General features: G+C 34.5%; 22 protein-coding genes. 15 read left to right on the top strand and 7 right to left on the bottom strand.

The window, feature by feature from the left end; genetic code table 11:
- Positions 1–20 precede the first annotated feature (20 nt).
- The 5 genes from bamC to cysZ all read left to right on the top strand — a co-directional run bounded on the left by bamC (position 21) and on the right by cysZ (position 4,992).
- Positions 21–737: an outer membrane protein assembly factor BamC gene (bamC, locus tag ACGH6R_RS10580; protein WP_411599752.1), complete on the top strand. Its 717-nt coding sequence runs from the start codon at positions 21–23 to the stop codon at positions 735–737.
- A 258-nt stretch (positions 738–995) separates the two neighbouring features.
- Entirely contained in the window at positions 996–1,706 is a 711-nt protein-coding gene (gene purC / locus ACGH6R_RS10575) for a phosphoribosylaminoimidazolesuccinocarboxamide synthase (RefSeq protein WP_267349659.1), read from the top strand.
- Positions 1,706–2,161: a DUF441 domain-containing protein gene (locus ACGH6R_RS10570; protein ID WP_267349657.1), complete on the top strand. Its 456-nt coding sequence runs from the start codon at positions 1,706–1,708 to the stop codon at positions 2,159–2,161. Before purC ends, ACGH6R_RS10570 begins: the two co-directional genes overlap by 1 nt.
- A gap of 3 nt (positions 2,162–2,164) precedes the next feature.
- Positions 2,165–4,108 (top strand): GNAT family N-acetyltransferase, encoded by a 1,944-nt coding sequence (locus tag ACGH6R_RS10565; protein WP_411599750.1) that lies wholly within the window; start codon positions 2,165–2,167, stop codon positions 4,106–4,108.
- Between the two features lie 113 nt (positions 4,109–4,221).
- On the top strand, positions 4,222–4,992 hold the full coding sequence (cysZ, locus tag ACGH6R_RS10560) for a sulfate transporter CysZ (protein WP_411599773.1): 771 nt from the start codon (positions 4,222–4,224) through the stop codon (positions 4,990–4,992).
- A 32-nt stretch (positions 4,993–5,024) separates the two neighbouring features.
- Here the strand turns inward: cysZ and ACGH6R_RS10555 are convergent, their stop codons facing one another.
- From ACGH6R_RS10555 to ACGH6R_RS10545, 3 genes are all read right to left on the bottom strand, one after another.
- Complete coding sequence (locus ACGH6R_RS10555; protein ID WP_411599749.1) at positions 5,025–5,216, bottom strand: hypothetical protein; 192 nt, start codon at positions 5,214–5,216, stop codon at positions 5,025–5,027.
- Between the two features lie 122 nt (positions 5,217–5,338).
- Positions 5,339–6,478: a succinyl-diaminopimelate desuccinylase gene (dapE, locus tag ACGH6R_RS10550; RefSeq protein WP_411599748.1), complete on the bottom strand. Its 1,140-nt coding sequence runs from the start codon at positions 6,476–6,478 to the stop codon at positions 5,339–5,341.
- Between the two features lie 13 nt (positions 6,479–6,491).
- The gene (locus ACGH6R_RS10545) at positions 6,492–6,848 is read right to left on the bottom strand and encodes an ArsC family reductase (RefSeq protein WP_411599746.1); all 357 of its coding nucleotides are present in this window, start codon (positions 6,846–6,848) and stop codon (positions 6,492–6,494) included.
- A 353-nt stretch (positions 6,849–7,201) separates the two neighbouring features.
- Here ACGH6R_RS10545 and ACGH6R_RS10540 point away from each other — a divergent pair, with 353 nt between their 5' ends.
- From ACGH6R_RS10540 to tkt, 5 genes are all read left to right on the top strand, one after another.
- Positions 7,202–7,444 (top strand): ferrous iron transport protein A, encoded by a 243-nt coding sequence (locus ACGH6R_RS10540; RefSeq protein ID WP_267349646.1) that lies wholly within the window; start codon positions 7,202–7,204, stop codon positions 7,442–7,444.
- A complete protein-coding gene (feoB, locus tag ACGH6R_RS10535) occupies positions 7,441–9,738 on the top strand; it encodes a Fe(2+) transporter permease subunit FeoB (protein WP_411599745.1) in 2,298 nt (765 codons plus the stop codon). Before ACGH6R_RS10540 ends, feoB begins: the two co-directional genes overlap by 4 nt.
- Positions 9,739–9,833: 95 nt before the next feature.
- The gene (locus ACGH6R_RS10530) at positions 9,834–10,064 is read left to right on the top strand and encodes a FeoC-like transcriptional regulator (RefSeq protein ID WP_267349643.1); all 231 of its coding nucleotides are present in this window, start codon (positions 9,834–9,836) and stop codon (positions 10,062–10,064) included.
- Between the two features lie 360 nt (positions 10,065–10,424).
- A complete protein-coding gene (tal, locus tag ACGH6R_RS10525; protein WP_411599744.1) occupies positions 10,425–11,375 on the top strand; it encodes a transaldolase in 951 nt (316 codons plus the stop codon).
- A 122-nt stretch (positions 11,376–11,497) separates the two neighbouring features.
- A complete protein-coding gene (gene tkt, locus ACGH6R_RS10520; RefSeq protein WP_267349640.1) occupies positions 11,498–13,504 on the top strand; it encodes a transketolase in 2,007 nt (668 codons plus the stop codon).
- 79 nt (positions 13,505–13,583) lie between these two features.
- On the opposite strand, the gene ACGH6R_RS10515 is transcribed toward tkt, so the two are convergent.
- From ACGH6R_RS10515 to ACGH6R_RS10500, 4 genes are all read right to left on the bottom strand, one after another.
- A complete protein-coding gene (locus ACGH6R_RS10515; RefSeq protein ID WP_411599743.1) occupies positions 13,584–14,906 on the bottom strand; it encodes a phosphoethanolamine transferase in 1,323 nt (440 codons plus the stop codon).
- Positions 14,907–15,481: 575 nt separating this feature from the next.
- Positions 15,482–16,870, bottom strand: a complete 1,389-nt coding sequence (locus ACGH6R_RS10510) for an MATE family efflux transporter (RefSeq protein WP_267349637.1) — start codon at positions 16,868–16,870, stop codon at positions 15,482–15,484.
- A gap of 9 nt (positions 16,871–16,879) precedes the next feature.
- On the bottom strand, positions 16,880–18,196 hold the full coding sequence (rimO, locus tag ACGH6R_RS10505) for a 30S ribosomal protein S12 methylthiotransferase RimO (protein WP_411599771.1): 1,317 nt from the start codon (positions 18,194–18,196) through the stop codon (positions 16,880–16,882).
- A gap of 393 nt (positions 18,197–18,589) precedes the next feature.
- Positions 18,590–19,519, bottom strand: a complete 930-nt coding sequence (locus tag ACGH6R_RS10500) for a siderophore ABC transporter substrate-binding protein (RefSeq protein WP_267349634.1) — start codon at positions 19,517–19,519, stop codon at positions 18,590–18,592.
- 169 nt (positions 19,520–19,688) lie between these two features.
- Between ACGH6R_RS10500 and ACGH6R_RS10495 the strand changes: the two genes are divergently transcribed.
- The 5 genes from ACGH6R_RS10495 to ACGH6R_RS10475 all read left to right on the top strand — a co-directional run.
- A complete protein-coding gene (locus tag ACGH6R_RS10495) occupies positions 19,689–21,677 on the top strand; it encodes a TonB-dependent receptor domain-containing protein (protein WP_411599741.1) in 1,989 nt (662 codons plus the stop codon).
- Between the two features lie 756 nt (positions 21,678–22,433).
- Positions 22,434–24,002, top strand: coding sequence for a hypothetical protein (locus ACGH6R_RS10490; protein WP_411599740.1), 1,569 nt, complete (start codon positions 22,434–22,436; stop codon positions 24,000–24,002).
- A gap of 853 nt (positions 24,003–24,855) precedes the next feature.
- A complete protein-coding gene (locus ACGH6R_RS10485; protein ID WP_267360640.1) occupies positions 24,856–25,014 on the top strand; it encodes a hypothetical protein in 159 nt (52 codons plus the stop codon).
- Between the two features lie 127 nt (positions 25,015–25,141).
- The gene (locus ACGH6R_RS10480) at positions 25,142–25,390 is read left to right on the top strand and encodes an antiterminator Q family protein (RefSeq protein ID WP_411599738.1); all 249 of its coding nucleotides are present in this window, start codon (positions 25,142–25,144) and stop codon (positions 25,388–25,390) included.
- 61 nt (positions 25,391–25,451) lie between these two features.
- On the top strand, positions 25,452–25,636 hold a 185-nt coding region (locus ACGH6R_RS10475; protein ID WP_411599737.1), incomplete at its 3' end, for a hypothetical protein.

Raw genomic sequence — 25,636 nt, 5'->3', positions numbered from 1 at the left:
TAATTTATAAGCAGATATCTATGTTTAATAAAACTATGTTAAAAAACAAAGCGATTAAAAACACAATGGTGATGACAGCCATTGCATCTTTATTTTTGGTTGGTTGTGGTAGCGATCAAAATTATAAACGAGAAGTTGATGGGAACGAAGATTATTTGAATTCGCCAGTTTTGAAACCGCTAACTGTCCCTCAGGGTGTAACGGTACCTGCTGAAAGTTCCGAATATTATATTCATTTTAATAAAAATGAAGGCGCTGTATATGGTAAGCAAGTGGATATTCGGGCACCTATCATTCCTATTCCAACTATTCCTGATTCTTATGCGTCTTATAACTATGGTACCGCTTCATTAAATGCGTCTGCTGATGCAAATGTATGGTCTGTTATCCCAACTGCGCTGAATAAATACAATATTCCGATTAGTAGCAGTGATAATAATGTTATTGTTACGGGCAATGCTTCAATTTTTTCAAGTGATGAAGAGCCGAACATCCAAGCGTCTTATGTTATTCATCGACAAAATTATCCTGGTACAGAAAATATCATTGTCGAGTTGAAAACATTAACGCGTGGCACACAAGATATTTCTTCTGATTCTATTGAAGTGCAACGGTACGTTGTTCGCTTATTTAATTTAATAATGGATGAGGCTGCACCTAAGTCATCACAAGTAGCGCAAGAACAAACAGATGAAAACGCCGTTGAAGACAAAACCATTCATGAAGATTCAAAATAAAGCAAGACGCTATGAGATATTATTTGTGACAAGTAACATTTTGATAAATAGTTAAGATAATCAGTAGTGAAGAATTTAGTTAATTCTTTTATGTAAAACTGGCTATAGATTGAACTTCACTATTCGAGACGATATAGCAAACAATAGCATCTTATTATTTATTGCATTGGTACAAATAGGTGAGTATCGAAAAGTTTAAAACTAAGGAGCGAATAGCTCCTTAATCATTTGTTGGCAATTTGATATAAGGTTAGAACCATGAAAAAGTTGGCTGAGCTTTACCGTGGTAAAGCAAAAACGGTTTATACTACTGAAAATCCCGATCTATTAGTGTTAGAGTTTCGCAATGATACTTCCGCTTTTGATGGCTTACGTATTGAACAATTAGAGCGTAAAGGGCGCGTCAATAATAAATTCAATTATTTTATTATGAATAAACTGCGTGAAGCAGGTATTCCTACTCAAGTTGAAACGCTTTTGTCTGATACAGAAGTCATCGTCAAAAAACTGGATATGGTACCCGTGGAGTGTGTGGTTCGAAATCGTGCCGCAGGTTCTTTGGTCAAACGCTTAGGGGTTGAAGAAGGTAAGGTGTTAAATCCGCCAACATTTGAATTATTCCTAAAAAATGATGCATTGCATGATCCCATGGTTAATGAGTCATATTGTAAAACATTTGGTTGGGCTACTGATGAACAGTTATCAACGATGAAGGCACTAAGCTTTAAAATCAATTCAATTTTGACCGATCTTTTTGATAAAGCAGGATTTATTTTAGTGGACTATAAACTTGAATTTGGATTGTTTAAGGGTGAAATTACGTTAGGTGATGAATTTTCCCCTGACGGTTGTCGATTATGGGAAAAAGAGACCTTAAAAAAAATGGATAAAGATCGTTTTCGCCAAGGGCTTGGCGGTGTCATTGAAGCTTATGAGGAAGTCGCCACCAGAATCGGCGTTGCTTTGTAATGTTTGCTCAATTTGATATCTCCTTTTTTCTTTTACTGGGTTTAGCTGCACTGTGTTATTTAACGCATAATAACACAGTCACTTTTGCCGTATTATTGCTACTATTATTTAAATTAACACCATTGTCGACCTATTTTCCGTTTTTAAATCAATATGGACTGACAATTGGTATTGTCATTTTAACGGCGGCTATGATGGTTCCGCTTGCCGACGGATCTTTGAGTATCAAAGACATATTAAAATCATTCACAACATGGCAATCAATTTTAGCTATCTTTGTCGGCATACTAGTCTCTTGGCTAGGTACCCGTGGGGTTTCTTTAATTGGCGCACATCCCACCATTGTTAATGGTTTAATCATTGGAACCTTGATTGGTGTTGCCTTTTTCAAAGGTATTCCAGTTGGCCCCCTTATTGCCGCAGGCTTGCTTTCCATATTGATTGGAAAAAGTTAGTCGATGATTAATCTTGATAGCACCAGAACTTTATGGGTGTTGCGTGGTGATGTAACGAAATTATTCAGTCAATTAAGTGACATCATTAAGCAACATAAAGGGGATTGGATCACAATAAGTGATCAAGCCATTTTATCAAATTATGTGCCAAATATCGTATCAATATCTAATACTAAAACCCTTTTAGGACAAGAGTATTTACATGCCATTTTTGATGCAACTCAGTCATTTAATTTAGAAGCATTTGCCATGTTGTCAGGAACGCTTGTAAAAGGAAGCCGATTGATTTTGTTATTGCCTGAAAATTATAATCTTTGGGCAGACAAAGATAGTTTACGTTGGAATGAAGATGCTTATCCAATACCTGTGCCTAATTTTATAAACCATTTACAGCACACTATCTCTAAATTTAACGGTTTCCAAAAAAATAACTTTTCTGAATGTTATTTGACATCCCCTGATTATGATGAACAGCAACACACATTAAAACAAGTGTTAAACAGTGATAAGCCTATCCATGTTATCACGGCAAAACGAGGTAGGGGAAAATCCGCTTTGGCAGGTCAATTCTCTCACTATCGACATTGCATTGTTACGGCTCCTAACAAAAAATCGCTGACCACTTTCTTTCGTTTTGCTAAACCTGATGTTCGTTTTTATGCACCTGATGAATTAATCGAAAAAGGTGTCGATGATTTTGCTGGCTATCTTATTATTGATGAAGCAGCCATGATACCTTTGCCAATGCTAAAAAAATTGCTGCAACTCGTGAATTTAGACAAAAGCCGTATTTTACTGACTACTACGGTTGAAGGTTACGAAGGTACCGGACAAGGTTTTTTATTAAAATTATTAAATGATAAACAATGTGATTATTTTCATCTTGAAAAACCAATTCGGTGGAATGGCGATGATCAGTTAGAATATTTTACTGATTGTTTAGTTCTCAATGGACTAATATCAGCAGAAAATCAGCGAATTAATAATACAAAGCCAATTGATTATTCCATAGTAGCGCGTCATGATTTAAGTAGTTTGAAGGAGATCTTTTATTTACTGAAAACAGCCCATTATCAAACTACGTTAGTTGATTTAAGGCGACTTTTAGACGCGACAAATTTGACGATTTTGCAGGCTAAACAGAGTCATAACCTAATTGGTGCAGCCATAACGGTTAAGGAAGGAGATTTACCGGATGACTTAATTGAAGAAATATGGAAGGGTAACCGTAGACCAAAAGGAAATATGGTTGCACAATCTTTGGTAGCCCATGCAGGTGTTAAACAAGCAGCAAAATTAAAATCTGTCAGAATAAATCGCATTGCAGTGATAGCTTCTTATCGAAGACAAAATATTGCAACGCAATTGATACAACATACTTATGAAGCGGCAAAAAAACAACATCAAGATTTTTTATCCGTGAGTTTTGCCTATAGTAGGGAAAATTATCAGTTTTGGTCATCTGTAGGTTTTGTACTTGTACATGTTGGTAGTCGTTTAGAGACAAGTAGTGGCACATATTCGGTAATGGCAATAAAACCGATTAACCAAAATGGTATAAATTTGGTTAACGTGCTATCCAAAAAGTTACAACGTAACATAATGTGGCTAAAAGAGATCATCGCACTCCCATTTGATGAAATGCTTATTGCTGATACTGATCAGCAATTGACTAAGCAAGATATTATGGAATTATACGGATTTTGTTATTTTCATCGAGCATTCGAAGCAACTTATGCTTCATTATGTCGCTTACAACAATTTAATGATAAGCAAAATAATCGAGTGAAATTATCTGTCTTAGGTGCTTTACTGAAAAATAAAAATCAAGGCAATGCGATCATTCAGCAATTTCAATTGACTGGGCGAAAAGCATTATTAGAAACAATTAAACAAGAGGTTAAGCAATGGTTGAATAGTAACAATGAAGTTATTTATGAAAAATAGCAATGTTGTTTTATTGAAAACCATGCTGATAAGTTAAATTTAGCGTTATTTCATGTTTAAAAGGAACAAGAGTGAAGAGTGATAATGTAGATAAATTAAGATTTAATTCAAATATTAATCATGATCGGCGTAGATCGGGATTTGAATATTTTCTGTTAGGCTGGTCATTAGCATTCAGCCCGAAAATTAGACATTTTGTATTCTTGCCTTTATTGGCGAATATGGTGATTATGTCAGCGCTATTTTATTGGTTTTTTTCCACAATTACCGGCATGGTTGACTGGGGATTATCTTATGTACCGGGGTGGCTTTCTTGGCTTGGCTATATTATTAGTTTTATGGTGATTCTGATTTTAGTCATATTATTTTGTTATTTTTTTAGTACAGTGGCTAACTTTATTGCTGCACCGTTTAACGGCTTGCTTGCCGAACAAGTTGAAGCTGAATTAACGGGTATACCTGCACCCGATACTTCTTGGTTAAGTTTAATCAAAGATTTACCTAGAATATTTGGTCGTGAAATTCAAAAATTAATCAATTATGTATTATGGTCTATCCCAATATTATTAACGTATTTTATTCCTGTTATTGGTCAAACAGTCACACCGATAATTTGGTTTTTATTTACTGCATGGCAAATTAATATTCAATACGCTGATTATCCTTTCGATAATCATAAGATTACTTTTCATCGTATGCGTGAGTTACTTAAGCAGGATAAAGTTGATAATTTAGTCTACGGTATTTTAGTTAGTTTTTTTACTATGGTGCCACTATTAAACCTAATTATTATGCCAATTGCAGTTTGTGGCTCAACTGCGATGTGGGTCGATCGTTATCGCCATCAAGCTTTATTTAAAAGTGATATTAACGATATCCGATAGGGAAGAAAGTGATTAATTTTTTTCGAAATTAATCACTTTTTGTTTTTATCCTCAGCACTTTTTCGAGTTTGGTTATTCTCCTCATCATCATAAGGTATGGGTTTAATCCCTTTTTTATCAATGTAAGACTTAAAATTAAGCTTATTGAGAGCTTTAATGGCATTAATAAAAATACCTAAGATGAATAATAAAATTACCCACCAATAATCTTTTATCCACTCCATTTTTTTACCTTTGTAGGATGCATGTTAGTGACGCTCGTTTAATCGAATGTCCAAAGTAGCATTAAATAATCTATTCAAATTTTGTTTGAGCAGATTTAACAAGTTAGATAACTTAGCCAATCTTAATAAACGAGTAATTTTTCCAAAATTCTTTGATAAATTTTTTTCAGTGTGATGATATCCTGACAATTTACATTTTCGTTAATCTTATGGATTGTTTTATTTAATACCCCAAACTCGATAATCTGACAGCCCATTTTTGCAATGAAACGTCCGTCTGATGTTCCGCCACTTGTTGATAATTTTGTCTTAATATTTGTGTACTCTTTTATCGCACTTGCTGTAGCTTGAGTCAGTTCACCTTGCGGCGTTAAAAACGGATGACCTGATAAACGCCAATTTAACGTATAGTTTAATTTATGCTTTTGTAAAAGTTGCTCAACGCGGGTTTTAATTAATTCGTCAGTGAGTTCACTACTGTATCGAAAATTGAACTGCACCGATAGATCACCGGGCACAACGTTTTCAGCTCCTGTGCCTGCCTGAATGTTTGCAATTTGCATAGAGGTTTGCGGAAAATATTGATTGCCATTATCCCAAACCGTATTAACCAGTTCAGCCAATGCAGGGGCAAATCGATGAACAGGATTGTCAACTAAATGAGGGTAGGCGACATGACCTTGCATACCATGAATAATTAAATTTGCTGTCAAAGAACCTCGACGCCCATTTTTAATTTGATCGCCTAAAACCTTATCACAAGAAGGCTCTCCTACAATACAATAGTCTACACGTTCCTGACGTTCAATAAGACGATTAACAACTTTAACTGTTCCATCGGTTGCATCAGCTTCTTCATCAGAGGTAATTAGAAACGCAACACGACCACGGTGATTGGGGTTTGCTTTAACAAAATCTTCAGCAGCACAGATCATTGCTGCGACACCACTTTTCATATCTGATGCGCCACGGCCATAAAGTACACCATGAGTATCAATGGTTGCCTCAAATGGGGGATACAGCCATTGGCTTTCATCGCCAGCAGGCACTACGTCGGTATGACCAGCGAACATAAGTGTTGTTTCTGACGGATCGCCATGATAAGCCCAAAGATTTTTAGTGCGACCAATATTGAATTCTTCAATGATAAAGTTAAGTGATGTTAAGCGCTCGATAAGGATATTTTGACAATTTTTATCATCCGGACTTATCGATTTTTCGGCAATTAATGCTTTGGTTAGTTCAATAACAGGCTCTGTCATAATGATCTCGGTTTTATTGTTGTTGTTTGAAAAATTGCGAATAACTTTCGTCTGAAAATCCGAGTAATACATGCTTACCCTTGATTATTAGCGGTCGTTTTATAATTGAAGGATTGTCCAGCATCAGTTTCATCGCAGCTTGCTCATTGTCAACGTTAGCACGTACTGATTCATCCAATTTACGCCATGTTGTACCCCGTGTATTAAGTAGGCTTTGCCAATCAACGAATTTCAAAATAGTCTGTAATTGTTCAGTTGACAGTCCATCTGTTTTGTAATTGTGAAATTGATATTTGATTTTATTTTCATCAAGCCATGTGAACGCTTTTTTCATTGTACTGCAGTTTTTAATACCGTAAATGGTTAACATAATTCTCATTCCTTAAGCAAAGTATAAAGTCAAATTATATCAGTTGTCTTACCGAATCTCTAATTTTGAATTGGCTGAGTAATCTAAACATTAATTAAATGAATAATCGAAAGATTAATCGCTTGAATTTAACCTTATTCAGATTCTTTTTGTTTTTCAGAACAAAACACTTGAAAAAAACATATTAATCCTTATTTTTGACATAAATTTTATTTTTTAAAGTTACTTTTCTATTTTTTTAAATATTAAATATTAATATTGCGAATTATTCGCATTTTAAAACTATTTTTATAGGTGAATATTTTTTAAAATAAGCAGAATAAAACGTGCTAGCATAATTCACAGGAACATTAATGTCAGTATTAACATTAAATCACCTCCCTTTAGGAAATGAGGCGGTTATCTCTCGTCTATTACCTGAATCCTTACCTTTTCGTAGAAAGTTACTGGCAATGGGATTAACTCCAGGCTGTAAAATTTCGATTGTTCGTGTGGCTCCTTTGGGAGACCCACTTCAGATTAAAATACGTGGATTTTTTCTTTGTCTAAGGCATCGTGAAGCAGCAACCATTGAAGTAACGGAGATAAATGAGTGAAAATAGTACTGGTTGGAAATCCAAATTGTGGCAAAACAACACTGTTCAATTTACTGACAGGATTAAAACAGCGAGTCGGTAATTGGCCTGGCGTGACAGTTGAACAAAAATTAGGTTTATTTTCTTATCACCATCACCAATACGAGGTCGTAGATCTACCGGGGACTTACTCTATTGAGTCTGATGCGGTTTCAATGTCGCAAGATGAATGGATAACGCGTGAATTTATTCTGACAGAAAAAAATAATGTCATTATTAATGTTATTGATGCCAGCAATTTACAGCGAAGCTTATATCTAACATTTCAATTGATTGATCTACAAGTACCGATGATTGTTGTACTCAATATGATTGATACGGTTAAGAATATGGGCGAAAAAATCGATTACCAACGATTATCCGTTTTACTGGGTTGTCCTGTAGTACCTATTTCATCAACCAAAAAATTAGGTATTAATTCATTTTATCAAGCAATTGAAAATAGGGCTGTCAACAAGCAAAAAGCTCAACCTTGCATAGACACGTTAGGGCAATCTCAGCAAAAAATGTTGACTCGTTATATTAGTGAGTTACCAGAAGAAAGTCGTGTTCATCAACTTAATCGCTGGCAATTAATTGAAGCCTTATTAGGACACAACACAGATCAGTTTAATTCACTTGAATTAGAAAAACTTGAAATTTGTCGACAACTCCTTTCGGCATGGTGTGATAATGAAATTGATGTTGCGCTAGCAAGTGCCAGATATGAAACGATTGATCAAGTGTGTAAAAAGGTTATTGCTAAACCTCGAGAATTAAGTCCCGATATTTCAGAAAAGTTCGATAAAATTACGCTTGGACGCTTTACAGGGATACCATTTTTTTTAATTGTGATGTATGCCATGTTTATGGTCGCTATCAATTTTGGTTCGGTATTTATCGATTTTTTTGAAAAATTTTTCGGAACAATTTTTGTCAATGGAACCGCAGGTTTATTAGAATTTATTCATGCGCCCGATTGGGTTCGTGTCATATTGTCTGATGGCATAGGCAATGGGATTCAAACTGTTTCAACGTTTATTCCTGTCATTGCCGCGATGTTTTTTGCTTTATCTTTTTTAGAGGATTCCGGTTACTTGGCGCGTGCCGCAATGGTGGTTGATCGGGTTTTACGTTTTATCGGTTTACCGGGTAAAGCTTTCGTGCCCATGTTAATGGGCTTTGGCTGTGGTGTACCAGCAATTATGGGCACGCGTACATTAGAAAGTTCTCGAGATCGTATAATGGCTATCTGCATGATCCCTTTTATGTCTTGTGGGGCAAGATTACCGGTTTATGCATTATTTGCGGTTATATTTTTCCCGCTTCATGCTTCTTTCGTTGTATTTATGTTATATCTGCTTGGTATTGGTGTCGCAGTCCTGTCGGGGATGATTTTAAAAAACACGTTATTAAAAGGTGAGTTAACCCCCTTTATTATGGAGATGCCAGTTTATCGAATTCCAACCCTTCGTAGCATTTTACGCTTAACTTGGCAACGCTTGAAAAGTTTTATATTCAAAGCCGGAAAAGCGATTGTAATTATGGTGACGATTTTAAGCTTACTCAACTCTTGGGGAACAGATAATACCTTTGGACATGAAAATACTAATCAATCGGTATTATCAGTCATAAGCCAAAAAATTACACCTGTTTTTCAACCCATGGGGATCGATAACAAAAATTGGCCAGCAACAGTGGGCATTTTTACGGGAATTTTTGCAAAAGAGTCCATCATTGCGACGTTAAATTCACTTTATTCTATGGATAGTCAACCAGAAGATGATGAGCAATCGGATTGGTTTGAAGACATTAAATCGGCTTTTGCCACTATTCCAGATAATTTATTTGCTTTGTCTGAAACGATTACTGACCCTCTTGGATTGTCATCATTAAATGATGATATCGATACTTTACAAACTGATTTAGCGATCAATTCCACTGCTATTTCTAAAATTAAGACATCATTTACGTCTTCGTCAGCCGTAATAGCTTATTTAATATTCATCTTACTTTATACACCATGTACAGCAGTATTAGGGACTATTTATCGTGAAGCAGGGTGGCGTTGGATGATTTTTGTTGCAGTATGGACATTCACAATTGCTTGGTTGGTGGCGACAATCTATTATCAATTTACACAACTTGCCTATTCAAATACTGCAAGTTATTGGTTGTTCGCTTGTGGACTATTGATAACATTGATGATGTTTATTCTGAGCAAAGTGGGGAATGATTCATTCAAGAAAAATAATATTTTCAATCATAAAAAATAAAGAAAATCATCTTGTTGTGATTGATTTGCTTTTATCATTTGATTCTCTGGAGAACAAAGTAGGTAAAACCTATAAGACTAATATAGAAAATGTTAATGACCTCGATTCGTGATTATGTACAATTAAAAGGGCGCGTGGAATTGCAAGATATAGCACGTCATTTTAGATTGCCTGAAAGTGCCCTTATGCCGATACTAAACTTTTGGGTAAAGAAAAAAGTGATGCAACTCATCGTTGTAGAACAACCCGATTTTTGTCAGTCGAAAAAATGTGATAACTGTGCTGGTTGTAATTTTGCGAATAAAACGATTTATGCATGGATTTAGTCAATATTTAATATCATGCATTTTTGTTTTAGGGCTGGTCAATATAGCGTTAACGATTAGCTGAAAAATACTAGATTGAGTTTTTATCGAGATATTTTTCATATTGATAAAGTGAATTTCGTGATTTAGGTCACATTAAAAAATCAATTTATAATGTAAAAATAACAAACTGATAGTAGAGATAAACAAGCTATAATTGCTATCACAACTGTGTGAAAATTTTGCTTTTTTGTTATCTATTTCAGGTTATTGTTAAATGTATAAAAACGTTAAAATAACGAGTCGCTAAGTCGTTTTATCACTAGATAAATGCTATTATAATCTTTTAGAAAATTGAAGCTGTAGAGGATATAGAAGTATATGAGTCAATTAGATGAATTTAAAAAATTAACCGTCGTTGTTGCCGATACAGGTGATATCGATTCAATTAAACAGTTTTCACCAGAAGATGCAACCACGAATCCTTCTCTTGTATTAAAAGCCGCTCAACTTCCTCAATATCGTTATCTGATTGATTCTGCAGTTGAAACTGCAAAAAAATTAGGTGGTAGCAAAGAACAACAATTAGTTAATGCTTGTGACCAAGTTGCTGTCAATATTGGTGCGGAAATTTTGAAAATTGTACCCGGACGAATTTCGACAGAAGTGGATGCTCGTTTATCTTTTGATAAACAAGCTTGTATCGAAAAAGCCCGCCGAATTATAGAACTCTATCAACAAAAAGGTATCGATAAATCACGAATTTTGATTAAAATTGCTTCAACATGGGAAGGGATTAAAGCTGCCGAAGTTCTTGAAAAAGAGGGCATTAATTGTAATTTAACGTTACTATTTTCATTTGCACAGGCACGTGCTTGTGCTGAAGTCAATGTGTTTCTCATTTCGCCTTTTGTTGGTCGTATTTATGACTGGTATCAAGCTAAAAAACCAATTGGACCTTATATTGCCGATCAAGATCCAGGTGTGGTATCAGTACGTAATATTTATAATTACTATAAACAACATGGTTATAAAACGATAGTTATGGGGGCAAGCTTCCGTAAAGTTGAACAAATTTTAGCATTAGCCGGTTGTGACCGATTAACGATTGCGCCAAATTTATTGGCTGAAATGCAACATTCAACAGCGCCTGTTGAACAAAAACTGTATCCAAATCAAACTGTCGTTGAACGACCTGCACCGATTACCGAGTCTGAATTTAGATGGCAACATAATAGCGATGCCATGGCTGTCGAAAAATTGGCAGAAGGAATTCGTGCCTTTGCGGTGGATCAAGGTAAATTAGAAGAGATGATTGCAACACTTCTATAATAATAAAGGGGGAGTCACCATTCCCCTTTCACTTTTTTTATAAAGTTAATAATATAAATCTGTTTCAAAAATACAGAAAAAATGAATTTGAATAACTTAAAATATATTTTGGAGATTAAAACATGAATGCAACGACGCTATCTCACCGCGAGCTTGCGAATGCGATAAGGGCATTAAGCATGGATGGTGTACAAAAAGCAAAATCAGGTCATCCGGGTGCGCCTATGGGTATGGCTGATATGGCGGAAGTACTTTGGCGTGGATTTTTAAAACATAACCCGAACAATCCAACTTGGGCAGATCGAGACCGTTTTGTATTATCAAATGGTCATGCTTCGATGCTAATTTATAGCTTACTACATCTTACCGGTTATAAAGTTAGCATTGATGACTTGAAAAATTTCCGTCAGTTGCATTCAATCACAGCAGGGCATCCAGAATATGGTCATGTTCCGGGCGTTGAAACCACAACCGGACCTTTAGGACAGGGCATTGCTAATGCAGTTGGTATGGCAATTGCAGAAAGAACTTTATCTGCACAATTTAATAAACCAGGTCATACTATAGTCGACCATTTTACCTATGTATTCATGGGTGATGGTTGTATGATGGAAGGGATTTCACACGAAGCTTGTTCATTGGCTGGAACACTGAAATTAGGAAAACTCATTGCATTTTATGATGAAAATGGTATTTCAATCGATGGCGAAATAGAAGGTTGGTTTACTGATGATACCGCGAAACGCTTTGAAGCTTATGGATGGCATGTTATTCGCGGTATTGATGGTCATGATGCAAATGCCATTGCTCAAGCGATTGAACAAGCACAAGCTGTGACCGATAAACCTTCTTTACTGATGTGTAAAACAGTTATAGGTTTTGGATCACCAAATAAAGCGGGCAGTCATGACAGTCACGGTGCACCACTGGGAGATGCTGAAATTGAAGCAACCCGTCAAGCACTTGGGTGGAATTATCCGCCGTTTGACATTCCGAAAGCTTATTATGAAGCGTGGGATGCGAAAACCAAAGGTAAACAAATTGAAGATGAGTGGAACACTCGCTTTGAAGCTTATGCCAAAGCATATCCAGAACTTGCAAGCGAATTTAAACGACGAATGCAGGGCGATTTACCAGAAAATTGGCAACAAGTGGCTACCGATTTTGTCAATAAATTGCAAGCAAACCCAGCAACGATAGCGACGCGTAAAGCATCACAAAATGCAATTGAAGCTTTTGCACCTGTATTATCTGAGTTTCTAGGTGGCTCGGCTGACTTAGCACCAAGTAACTTAACAATGTGGTCAGGTTCAAAAGAAATTTTAGCCAATCCGGATGGTAACTATATTCACTATGGTGTACGTGAGTTTGGGATGTCTGCTATTATGAATGGTATTGCACTTCATGGCGGCTTTATTCCTTATGGGGCAACATTCTTAATGTTTATGGAATATGCACGAAATGCGGTACGCATGGCTGCCTTAATGAAGATTCGTTCACTGTTTGTTTATACCCATGACTCAATCGGACTAGGTGAAGATGGACCAACACATCAACCTGTTGAACAAATGGCAAGTTTACGGGTAACACCAAATGTCAGTACTTGGCGTCCATGTGACCAAGTTGAATCAGCCATAGCATGGCAATATGCCATTGAACGTAAAGATGGTCCAACAGCATTGATCTTCTCAAGGCAGAATCTTAAACAACAACCACGAACAGCTGAACAATTAGCCAATGTTTATCGTGGCGGTTACATTTTAAATGATTGTGCAGGAACGCCAGAGTTGATCTTAATTGCGACGGGTTCAGAAGTCGAATTAGCGGTAGAAGCCTATCATCAATTAACAAATGCAGGGAAAAAAGTACGGGTTGTTTCAATGCCATCAACTGATGCGTTTGATAAACAAGACTGCGCTTATAAAGAGTCGGTATTACCTTCTTCGGTCACTGCGCGTATTGCGATTGAAGCAGGGATTAGTGATTACTGGTATAAATATGTGGGACTAAATGGCAAAATTGTGGGTATGATAAGTTTTGGCGAATCAGCACCTGCTGAACAGTTATTTGAAAAATTTGGTTTTACAGTTGAAAATGTAATTGCAAAAGCCAATGATTTATTGAAATAATTGTTATTCCTGTTTAAAGCGCCATTACCATATAGGTAATGGCGTTTTTTTTTGGCATCTATCTTAAGATATTATGATTTTATTTGATAAAAAAAGGATTCGGATCTTTTTTTAATTTCTCATAAGGATATAACTCATTTTTCCAATCTTTAATTTTAATCTTTGTTTGGTGTGGTATATCTGTCAACTTGTTTTGCATATATTCATGTGAAACATCTAAGGTGATACCCATCCATTTACTTAACAAGTAAACAAGCTGATAACCTGAGATTTTTTTCTCAATTTTTTGTTGTGTTGTACTTTTCGAATCAAAGAAAATAAAAGGTACTTCGTAGCTATTTTGGTATTCCCAGTTATGTCTTAAATCTTGATATTGATCCAAGTGGGTAAGACCATGATCGGCAAAATAGACAAGCGAATAATCTTCATTATGTTTTTTTAGTATATCAATTGTTGATTTAATCAGGTCGTCCGTTTCTTTTATACTGCTGACATAGCAAGAGATATTTTCGTTATATAGATTGAATTGAATATCAAATTGTAATCGACGACAAAAATTGGAATGAGATCCCATAAGGTGCATGACGATCAGTCTTGGCTTAGCCTGTTTATCTGATAATATTTTATCTAATTCTGGTAATAGTAAAGTATCATGTTTTCCGTGTGATGACTTACCATTATATTCCCCTTTTTTGGTGTAGAAGTTATAGCTTGCATAAGCGGCAATGCGAGGTACGGTAATCTCAATTTTTCCGAGTTTGCCTTGATTAGAAAGCCAATAAGTTTCAAATCCTGCATCGTTAGCAATACTAACAATATTATTATTTAACTGAGCATTCACTATTTTATCATCTGAATAAATAGCTTGGCTAATCAAATGAGGGACAGATGCTTGCGTATTCGAAGCGGGTGCGATTAAACCATCCCATATCACATTTGCATGTTGAGTGGCAAAAGGCGTATTGTCATAACTAAATCCATAGGCATTCATATAATCTTTACGGACACTTTCACCAATAATGATAAGGTAATTTTTGTGGTCTGGATTAACCGATAAAATAGGAATCGTATTTTGTTGTTCAATTTGTTTAAGTTGTGCTTCTTTCTCGGAACAATAAATTTTTCCACTGGTAAAAAGCGCTTTATAAAATTCAAAAAAAGGATATTTCACATTATCCATTATCTCTTCAGACAGTGAATGAGAAGGGGTCGGGATAAACTTAATATACGCTTTAATCGGTTTATAGCACAATAAAATCAATGTAAAAATAATCAGGTAATAATTGTGAACAGTAGGAAATGGCAGTTTGATAAATATTAGAACAAAAGCGATTAGAAGTAAGAAGGTAATCAAAAATAGATAAGTCGATATTTGCGAACAGAATTCATTTACTTCGTCCATGTCTGTTTCAAACAAAGCACTTATTACTGCTACATTAGGAGGGCCGTAATAATAAGCAATGGGAAAGTAAAGAGCAGCTATAACAAATGATAGACCAAAAAAAAATCGAAAAATGGTGAATCTGCCTAGGAAAATTAATGAAAAATAAGTAAGCAATATACGATCTATTCTTTTCGGATATCCTAATAAATACACGACTAAGACTGCAAGGCTAAGACAAATACAATGAGAAAACAAAATTTTTTTAGAGAGCTTCACAACATTATTACACTATATTAAATTTATCTACAAGGCACGTGATTATATAGTGAATTATTATTTAATCAATTTATATCGTCATTTTGTGTTTGATTCAATTTGAATTGAACTAAATGATTTTTCTATCATTTATGTACCTAATAAAAGGCGTTTAACAGCCTTAAACGAAGGAATAAAATAGCTGTTTGAGTTAAAAAATGGTTAACTGTATTGAATAGTTGTTATGGAGTAGAGGCTATTAATGATTTAACACTTATCGGTTAATTTGATAAGTGTTAAATATTAAGATGGGAAGTGGCTTACTAGCCAATAAATCGTTATTTTGATGATCGATTTAATATTATTGCTTCAGGCTGTTTTTGGATATAGATCATTCTGGCTATTAATAAAATAGCGGCGACTGCCAGACCTAAAATAATGCCAATCCAAAAACCGGCAGCCCCAATTGGCGCTATAATCAGATCGGTTAAACCTAAGATATAACCTACAGGTAATCCTACTACCCAATAAGAAAGCAATGTAATAAAGAAGATGCTTTGCGTATCCTTATAACCACGAAGCACATTGCTGGCTACAACTTGCAAATAATCAGAAGCCTGATAGATTGCTAATAAAATAATTAGGTGCATACATATCGTAATGACAGCAACTTCTTTAGTAAATAATGCAATGATTGGTGTTCGAAAGACAACCAAAATTAATGCGACAATAATTGCTATAGCCAACGAAATAGCTAAACTTATATACGCGGTATGTTTGGCAAGAGATAGCTTTTTTTGACCTAACAAATAACCAACACGAATGCTAGTAGCAACACCGAGTGAAAGCGGAATGGCAAATGTTAAACTGCTAATCGTAAATATGATTTGATGTGCCGCAACTGTAATTTTACCTAATGGGGCAATCAGTAATGCTATGACGGCAAATAAACTCATTTCGAAAAAATAAGCCAATGCCAGAGGCGTGCCTAACAGGATAACTTTTTTAATAATAGACCAATCAATAAGTTTTGTGAAAGGTGTTATACGAATATCACGTTGGCTAGTGGTGGTTAACGTATAAAGGCGAATTAAAAAAAACATTAGCCAAAATATAATCGCTGCGGTAATGCCACATCCAACTCCACCGAAAGCAGGCAAACCTAATTTTCCATAAATTAATACATAATTAATGGGAATGTTGGCAAGTAATGCAATAAAGATGATCACCATGGCTGGTTTGGTATTGGATAACCCTTCACACTGATTTCGGTAAACTAAAAATAATAAGAACGCGGGAACACCCCACATAATGGCACGTAAAAAAGAAACGGCAACTTCAACCATTTCAGGATCGATAGGATGTTCAACTGAACTTCTTAAACTAATCAGTTTATCTGAATGGTATAAAATGAACATCATTACCACTGATAAGAACAAGGCAATAACGACTCCTTGTCGAGTGTGATCAGCAACTTGATGACGTTTAGCAGCCCCATTTAAATTGGAAATAATCGGTGTTAAGACACTAAGTAAACCCTGTCCAAATAATATGGTTGGTAACCAAATTGAGACTGCAATGGCAACCCCTGATAATGCTGTGTTACTGTAGTTACCAGCCATAATGGTATCGACGAAGGTAATCGCTGTTTGCGATATTTGTGCTATCAGTACGGGTACCGAAAGGGCAATAAGTTTTTTGATTTCGTTTCGATAATGTTGTTTCATTGGATGTGTTTACTGTTTAACAGTTCCCCATAAATCATATTCATCGGAATGTTCAACTTCAACTTGAACAATATCACCAACGTGAACATTTTTTTCTTCATTTAAATAGACAACACCATCAATTTCTGGTGCATCAGCCATACTGCGTCCAATAGCGCCTTCTTCATCGACTTCATCAATAATAACCGATAAGGTTTTGCCAATTTTATTTTGTAATTTTTGGGTAGAAATTGTCTGCTGTAATTGCATAAAACGATGAAAACGTTCTTGTTTAATTTCTTCCGGAATTTGATTCGCGAGCTGATTGGCTACTGCACCTTCAATCGGGCTATAAGGAAAACATCCCACACGATCAAGCTTAGCTTTGTTTAAAAAATCGAGTAATAATTCGAAATCTTGGTCTGTTTCCCCTGGATAACCAACAATAAACGTTGAACGTAAAGTAATATCTGGACAGATTTCTCGCCATTTATGAATTCGTTCAAGTGTTCTATCAATGGTGCCTGGGCGTTTCATTGATTTTAAAACCGAAGGACTGGCATGTTGAAGTGGTATATCCAGATACGGTAAAATTTTCCCATCCGCCATTAACGGGATCAAATTATCAACACTTGGATAAGGATACATGTAATGGAGCCTTACCCAAATGCCTAACGTTGCTAATTGTTCGCATAACGTTTGAATATCAGTTTTTAATGGCATACCATTCCAAAAGTTGGTACGATTTTTAATATCGATACCATATGCTGAAGTATCTTGAGCAATAACGAGTAACTCTTTAACGCCACTATCAGCTAATCGCTTTGCTTCATCAAGTACATTACCAATTGGTCGGCTAACCATTTCGCCACGTAGCGATGGAATAATGCAAAATGTACAGTTATGATTACAACCTTCTGATATTTTTAAATACGCATAATGCTTAGGCGTTAATTTCACACCTTGCTGTGGTACTAAACTGGTAAAGGGATTATATGCGGGTTTAGGGGCATATTTATTGACATGAGTAAGTACTGCCTCGTAGCTATGGGGGCCCGATATTTCAAGTACTTTAGGATGTACATTACGTATTTGATCTTCTTTTGCACCTAAACAGCCTGTCACAATGACCTTGCCATTTTCATTTAAAGCTTCGCCAATGGCTTCTAACGATTCTTGTACGGCGCTATCAATAAAGCCACAAGTATTGACGATAACTAAATCTGCATTTTCGTAGCTTGGTACTACTTGATAACCTTGTGTTCGTAATTCAGTTAAAATTCGCTCTGAGTCAACCAAATTTTTGGGACAACCAAGGCTCACAAATCCAATAGTAGGGGATGACATATTCATAATATTTATAATAATGCTTAATATTTAAAGAGGAATTAAATTGATAATAAAATAAATTTTATCGATTAATTAGTTGTTGTTAATTTAAAATGTCGGCATTTTAACACATTTAAGCATTGTAAATATACTGATTTTCAAATTCTTAATTAACAGAAAATGGGTTTTAAGTGGTAACGTCAGGCAAGTGTATAAAGTGGGATTTTGACCTGTTAAATTTACCATATTTGATTGAAATCATGCGAGCACAACTTAATAGATGGATATTAACTTCTCAAATTTTGTGACCTAAGAATACTTGTGGGCAGGTCGATTTAATGTGATAAATCCGTTGAATGCTAACTCATACAGCCTTTTAATTGGGCTGTATGAATTAATTTAAACAAAATGTTAATCGTTTAAAGCATTGAGCACTTCAGACACTTGACGGTCTAAACTTTCTGCTCCACCACCAGATAAGTACCAAAGATCAGGTGTCAAATAGACAACGGTGGTTTTACTTTTATTGAGAACTTTTGTATCAAAATAGTTGGCTTTCATGGCTTGTTGACCAATAGCATGACTTCGGTCAATGACAAAAATAATATCTGGCTTAACGGTTTTAATATATTTATCGTCAACAAAAGTAGGTGCTGGGCGTTCTCCATTTGTAGCTAGCTGGTTAGCTAAAAGTGGTACCGCTCTTTTGACTTTTAATACATCATGGATAAGCGCAGCACTTGAGCTATTATTAATAAGAATCATTTTTCCATTGTTGTGAATAGCGACAATGGCCTTTTTAGGGCTTGCTGAGGTCATTCTTTGAGCTTGGTTGATTTTGTTATTGAGCGAAGCAATGAGTTGAGTTGCTGTGTTTTCGGTTCCGGTAAGGCTCGCTAACAAATTGATATGATTTTTTGTTGATTCAAAATAATGTTTGCTATCAACACTTAAATTAAGCACTGGGGCAATTTTTGACAACTCATCTTTTTTATTTGCTTGACGTCCATCAATAATAATAAGATCAGGATTAGTTTGTTTAATTGCATCTATATTGGGTTCTTTCATATTACCCGTATCAACCACATCATCCCTTTTAAATTGATTCAAATAGGATGGAATGACCGATTGTGGGGTTGCCGTCACTATTGAGCCTTTACCTAAAGCATCTAATGTATCTAATGCTCCATAATTCATGACAACAATTTTTTTCGGAGATTTAGGTACGATGATCGTTTCACTATTGTTTGTGACAGTCATTGTCGACGGTGATTGACAACCGGTTAACCCCAAAACTATTAATGCAATGCTACTTAGCAGCAATTTTTTCTTTCTGTTCATAGACACCCTTTATATTAAATGTAAATAATAATTATTATCATTTAAAGTAGGTTGCTTGTCTAGCGAAAAATAATTTAATAAAAGATATTGATAATTATTATCATCTAATGTAGTGTTCATACTCATGGGTAATTATAAAATATCATTATAAATAATGGGGTTATAATAAATGAACGTTAAGCTAAAATTTAAACTGACAAATTATGTCATTAATTCAGGTTTTTTATTATTATCAAGTACAGCACTAGCCGCTGTGAATAGTTCAGATACTGATACAATGGTTGTTACCGCTTCGGGTTTTGCACAGCAAATCAAAGAAGCCCCTGCAACCATTTCTGTTATTACCTCAGAAGAAATTAGTCAAAAATCGTATCGTGATGTCACTGATGCGTTAAAAGATATTCCTGGTGTCACCATTACCGGTAGCGGTGATTCAACAGATATAAGCATTCGAGGTATGGATGCCAAATATACGATGATTTTAGTTGATGGTAAAAAGGTCAGCACCCGAGAAACGCGACCAAATAGTGACGTTTCCGGATTTGAACAAGGTTGGTTACCACCATTAACGGCGATAGAACGCATTGAGGTAGTCCGTGGTCCTATGTCATCACTGTATGGTTCTGATGCAATGGGTGGGGTAATTAATGTTATTACCAAAAAAGTGTCAGATAAATGGCATGCAGGATTACGTTTAGAATCTGTAATTCCTTATCGTTCTGAAGAAAAAAACACTTATACAGGAAGTTTTTCAGTCATGGGACCGATTGTTGATGATAGAGTTGGCATCCAACTATATGGTCAATATTCAAAACGAAATGAAGATAAATTTTTGAATGGTCATGCCCAACAAAAACTTCAAAGTCTAAATGGTAAGCTGTCTTTAAATGCAACAGATACGCAACGATTTGATTTAGATATGGGGCGTTCAATTCAAAAAAGTAAGGCAACAGCGGGTAATACCCGAGCTAAGAATAGAGGCGATTTTCCTCGTGATAATCGCCGTAATACGTATAGTTTAACTCATACTGGGCTGTTTGGTGATATTTCGACAACTTCATTTATTGCTTATGAAGGTAATAATAACCCGGAAAGAAAGATGAAAATTCGAAATACCGATCTTGATACCCGTGTAACAATTCCGCTTAATATTAATATGTTAACAGTAGGGGGAAAATATAATTACCAAGAGTTACACGATAAAGGTAATCAATTGAAGAAGACATTAACTAAAATAGATCGTTGGAATTATGCTCTATTTGCTGAAAATGAAATAAGTTTATTAGAAAATTGGAATTTAACTGTTGGATTACGTTATAACAAAGATGAAAACTATGGAAGCAACTGGAATCCAAGAGTTTATAGCGTATGGAATATTGATGATAATTTCACTCTCAAAGGCGGCTATTCAACGGGTTATGCAACACCACAATTACGGCAAGTCGTTGCTGATTGGGGACAAGTTACAGGGGGTTCCGGCACGGGTAATAAAGGAATGGTACTGGGAAATCCTAATTTAAAACCTGAAAAATCAGACAATATCGAAATTGGACTGGGCTATACTAATGATTATGGAATAGATGCTTCAGCCACGGCGTTTTATACAAAATATAAAGATAAGATTCAAACTTATTACATTTGTCAGGGACCAGCTGGAAAAGGTAAATGTAAAGTGAATGGTTACCAAGAAAAATTTGATTTTGTTCAAGGCAGAGAAAATGTCGATAAAGCCGATCTTAAAGGCGTTGAATTAACGTTTAAAACGCCATTGTTTAATGAGTTCTTGTTGACGTCAAATTATTCATGGACAAAGACAGAACAAAAAACCGGTATCAATAAAGGACGTGCATTAAACCGTACACCTAAACAAAAATTTAATATGCAATTGGATTGGTACATCAGTCATAATTGGGACTTATGGGCTAAGATGGCATACTACGGACAAGAAAACGCCAATAAGCGAATGGGTAAACAAAGTAGGTATGTCACGTATCCTGGATATACGTTCTGGGATATGGGAGCAGCGTATCAAATCAACAAGAAAGCAAAAATTTACACGGGTATTTATAACTTGTTTGATAAAGATGTTGACAATGAAGACTTTGGTAAAACCTTAGATGGACGTCGCTATTTTGTTGGAACAGAAATTAGTTTCTAGATAACATTTTTCTCATCAATTAGTCATCAAATGTATTTAATTGATGAGAATGATTGTTTTTAGTCAATGGTATGATTAATAACATTTTTATCAAATCTTCTTTTTTAATCATATTTTTAATCTTAGGTAAATTCTCATTGAAATATTTGAATTCATTTTGTACAAATTACACATTGCTTACTTATTCATAACAATCCGTTTACATATGTTTTAATAAATTGTAACTTACTTAACCTATAATTTTGATAGGAAAAATTTATTGAAGAAAATGAATTGTATAAAACCTAGATAAAACGCTTAAAAATAAATTAATATTATTCATTATGTTATTTTAAAGTGTGAACTAATGTGATTAACCTGTTTTTATGTTTGCATTATAACGAATATGTCATAAATATCGTGATTTTATGTTGTTTTGATAGTGATTCTGAATTGATCGTGTATTGATAGATCGATAAATCCGATCAATAATATTTTTGAAGATTATCTCTTCTTTTAAATTAAGTGGATAAATTTTTCAATTATTAAATCAATTTTATTATCTCCTCATATTGAAAATAATGTAAGGAATATAGCAGTATCTTATTATTTTTGATAGTGATTTTAAATTGATTGGGTGTTGATGGATCGATAAATCCGATCAATAATATTTAAAAGGATCACCTCTTCATTTAAATTAATTGGATGAATGTGAAGTTATTAAATCAATCTTAAGATTTGTGATTGATTTGTTATTTTGTTAATGAAGAAAACTATATGAAGCACATTATCAACCCTAATTCACGAAATTTTAGTGAATACAAACCTAACCATTTAGTTATCTCTAAATTGAATATAGGTTCACATTTAAATTGCTTATTATCTATGCTAAAAAAAAATAGGACTGCAACTAAATTGAGTTATTTAAGTGCAGTTTTGGCTTTCATTTCAGTTAATCCTGCTAATGCAGCACTATCAACAACGACCGTCAATTCGATAAAAGGGGATAAACCTATTTTTTTTGCAACAGAATCGATCGTTAATAAATTAGGTTTTAATTACAACGGTACTGATTACAATGAAATATCCGGTAACATCACTAGTAATACCACCAAATATTTTGATCATACGACTAACTTAAATGATTTTGTCATAAAAAGTTATTTTGTTCCTAGAACAACTATTGATGATAATAAGGGTGATTATTTTGATATTAATAATGATGCTTTTGATCCTAAGCAACCCATCAGCAACACATTAAATTACGTTTGGAAGGATAGTAATAATGTTAAAATCGATCCTGCAGATTTTAATAATATTGCTTGTAGCCATAACAAATATAAAATGCCGTTAAAATTAGAAATCACTGCGACTGATATTAAAGTTCATACTCAATTTGGCGATCCTAATGAAAGTGATCCTGTCAATTTTATTGAAACTCAATCAATGGGTGCTCAGCCTATAACAAAAACTTATCAAATAGCTATCGCTAATACTTGCTTTGCAAAACCTTATAGTCTTATCTCAGATCCACTTACTCAATGGCGTTCAGTTAAAAATGACAAATCTGAGAATGATGAAAAGTGGAATCTCACCGGAATTGGTATAAATAACATTCCTAAAAATAAACCTAATTTTGCAGTAGGTGGCGGAGTAACTGAAGATTATGTCTTCAATCAAGGATTTAAAGTGACGCCTACCTTATCTAAAAAACATTTTCCAACGACAGGTTTTGCCGGTGCGCAATTTCAGTTAGTCATGGGTGGTGTACAAAACGATTATACCTTCACGACAAATAATAGTTCTGTTACTGTTGATAAAGATGGTTTAATTACGCTTAACCAGCCTACTAAAACGGTCACTATAACGGCAACCTTAAAATCTGATGATAAAATCCATTATGATTATACATTCAGTCTTGATTTATGGCTTGAACCAAAATTACAATCTTTCCAAAATCAAAACGATGCAAGGGCTCAATGTACAGGTTCTTCAAAATTGTTGAGCCGAAAAGAATTAAATAATTCATCCGAGTTCTCGACTAAAAATTTAGATGGTGCGAAAGGTCGTATTTATAATGTGTTTACACGCGGAATTGGATATGGTGTCTTCAGTGAGTGGGGGAGATCGCTTAATCAACAGTATAATAGTTTGATTGTAACTTATCCAAAATCTAATTGGAAATTTGGTTGGTATTATACTAATGAATCTCACAACACCACTAATGACAATAATGAAGCCATTTCAGAAGCTATTCTGGTTTCAAGTCACGATGGAATGATTTCGTTTCCTAGTGCTTGGGGTATAGATGAAGCAAAAAGAGCCGTTTGCGGAACTTACTTATAATGATTATAAGGAGTATTTAACCCATTCAACAAGGGTTGTTATTTAGCTAGTATTAGGGATGAATTTACACTGACTAATACTTCAAAAGTAGCGTTACCTATTAAAATGATTTTATCAAGTTTGATATGAAAATAGGATAGGTAACCTCTTTATCACTTTACCTTTTTCTTCCAATAAAATGTCTATATTAAATCACAGTTATGATCAAAATGATTTTTTGTTATCTTGCTGGATTTCATCATTAACTGTATTGTTTTAACCTTTTTATAAAAATTTGAATAGTCCTAATAAGGTTAAAAAAGCCCCAATATAGGGGCAAAAATGTGGACTACCACTGTCTTTCCAGTTGTCAGGTACTCAATATTGTAACTTTAAAATACGCTATCAAGTACCGTATCAAAACTGCAGTATGTTCGTACGCCTCTGCTAGCTACTTGAATCTTCTTACCCCATTAGTAACTCGTGGTATTGCTAACTTTATGGTAAGTCAATTAGTTTTGATAACGCTTATGATAATATAAGTTATCAATTTAGTCAAGGCTAAAAGTTATTGTTTTTCAGTTTTAATCAAATATTAAATACCACTATTTTGATTGTAAATTGTACTATACATATTAGATCATTATTTTTGTTGTCGTAATATTTATTAATAAATAATTGATATTAAGTTAATTTATGTTTTTTTGTTGAGGAGGTATGACACCAATTTTAATAAAAATATTATGTTAGTGTAAAACTTTAAACATTTTGTTTTTATAGGATTATCATTAATTTTTTATAACAATAGTTATTGATTTTAATGATAACTATTGTTATTATAGGTGTGTTTTATTTTGAATAGGAAAACTTCACGATGACACCAGAACAGCAATTAGCTTTACTTGATGAAAAAATAAAAGTCGCTGAGAAACATGTTGAACAACTCTATGATTATCGCCGACGACTCATAAATCAATATGATCTTAATAAGGGAAAATATCAAAACATTAACGTAACGCGTCCCCTTTTTTAATTAATCCTATCGATATTGTTACTAAAAAAAGAGTTTTTCAACATATGACAATAAGTTAATAGTCACAGATTAATAAATAGTTAAACATTATAAATTGGAATTATATGGAAAATATATGAGGTAAATAATGACAGCACCGTATCTGAATATTCAAAAAAATAATAAACCGACACAATGGTTAAATAAAGTGAGTTTGAATGCTGATTATGATATTACTCAAGTATTAACCCGTTGGGGTAATTGGGCTCGAAAAGAAGCTTATCAACAACGCAAAGTATTTAGTCTATATCAATCCCAAAAAAAGGAATATAAACAGGTCTGTTTAGATAAAGACGGGTTAATAATAGATAGCATTATCTCAACGATGAAAAAATAGTAAAATCGCGAAAATAAAAGAAGAAGCAAAAGTCTTAATTAAATTCTATTACGGAGACGAAATGATTGTTGATGATCATCTTTATATTGAACGAAGCAAAACACAAACATCGTCGACATTAATTATCAAACCTAAAAATTTACGTGAAATAGCGCAGGATTTAGCGTGCAGTGAAGGCAATATCCGAAAAATAAAAAGTAGTGGTGAAAGTTACATTATTGGTGCATTATCGATGCAAACGATGTT

The organism is Gilliamella sp. CG13 (assembly GCF_046635805.1).
In the GTDB taxonomy this organism is placed as follows: domain Bacteria; phylum Pseudomonadota; class Gammaproteobacteria; order Enterobacterales; family Orbaceae; genus Gilliamella; species Gilliamella apicola_I.
The sequence above is the reverse complement of the archived record's forward strand: the minus strand, read 5'-3'. Positions and strand labels throughout refer to the sequence as shown.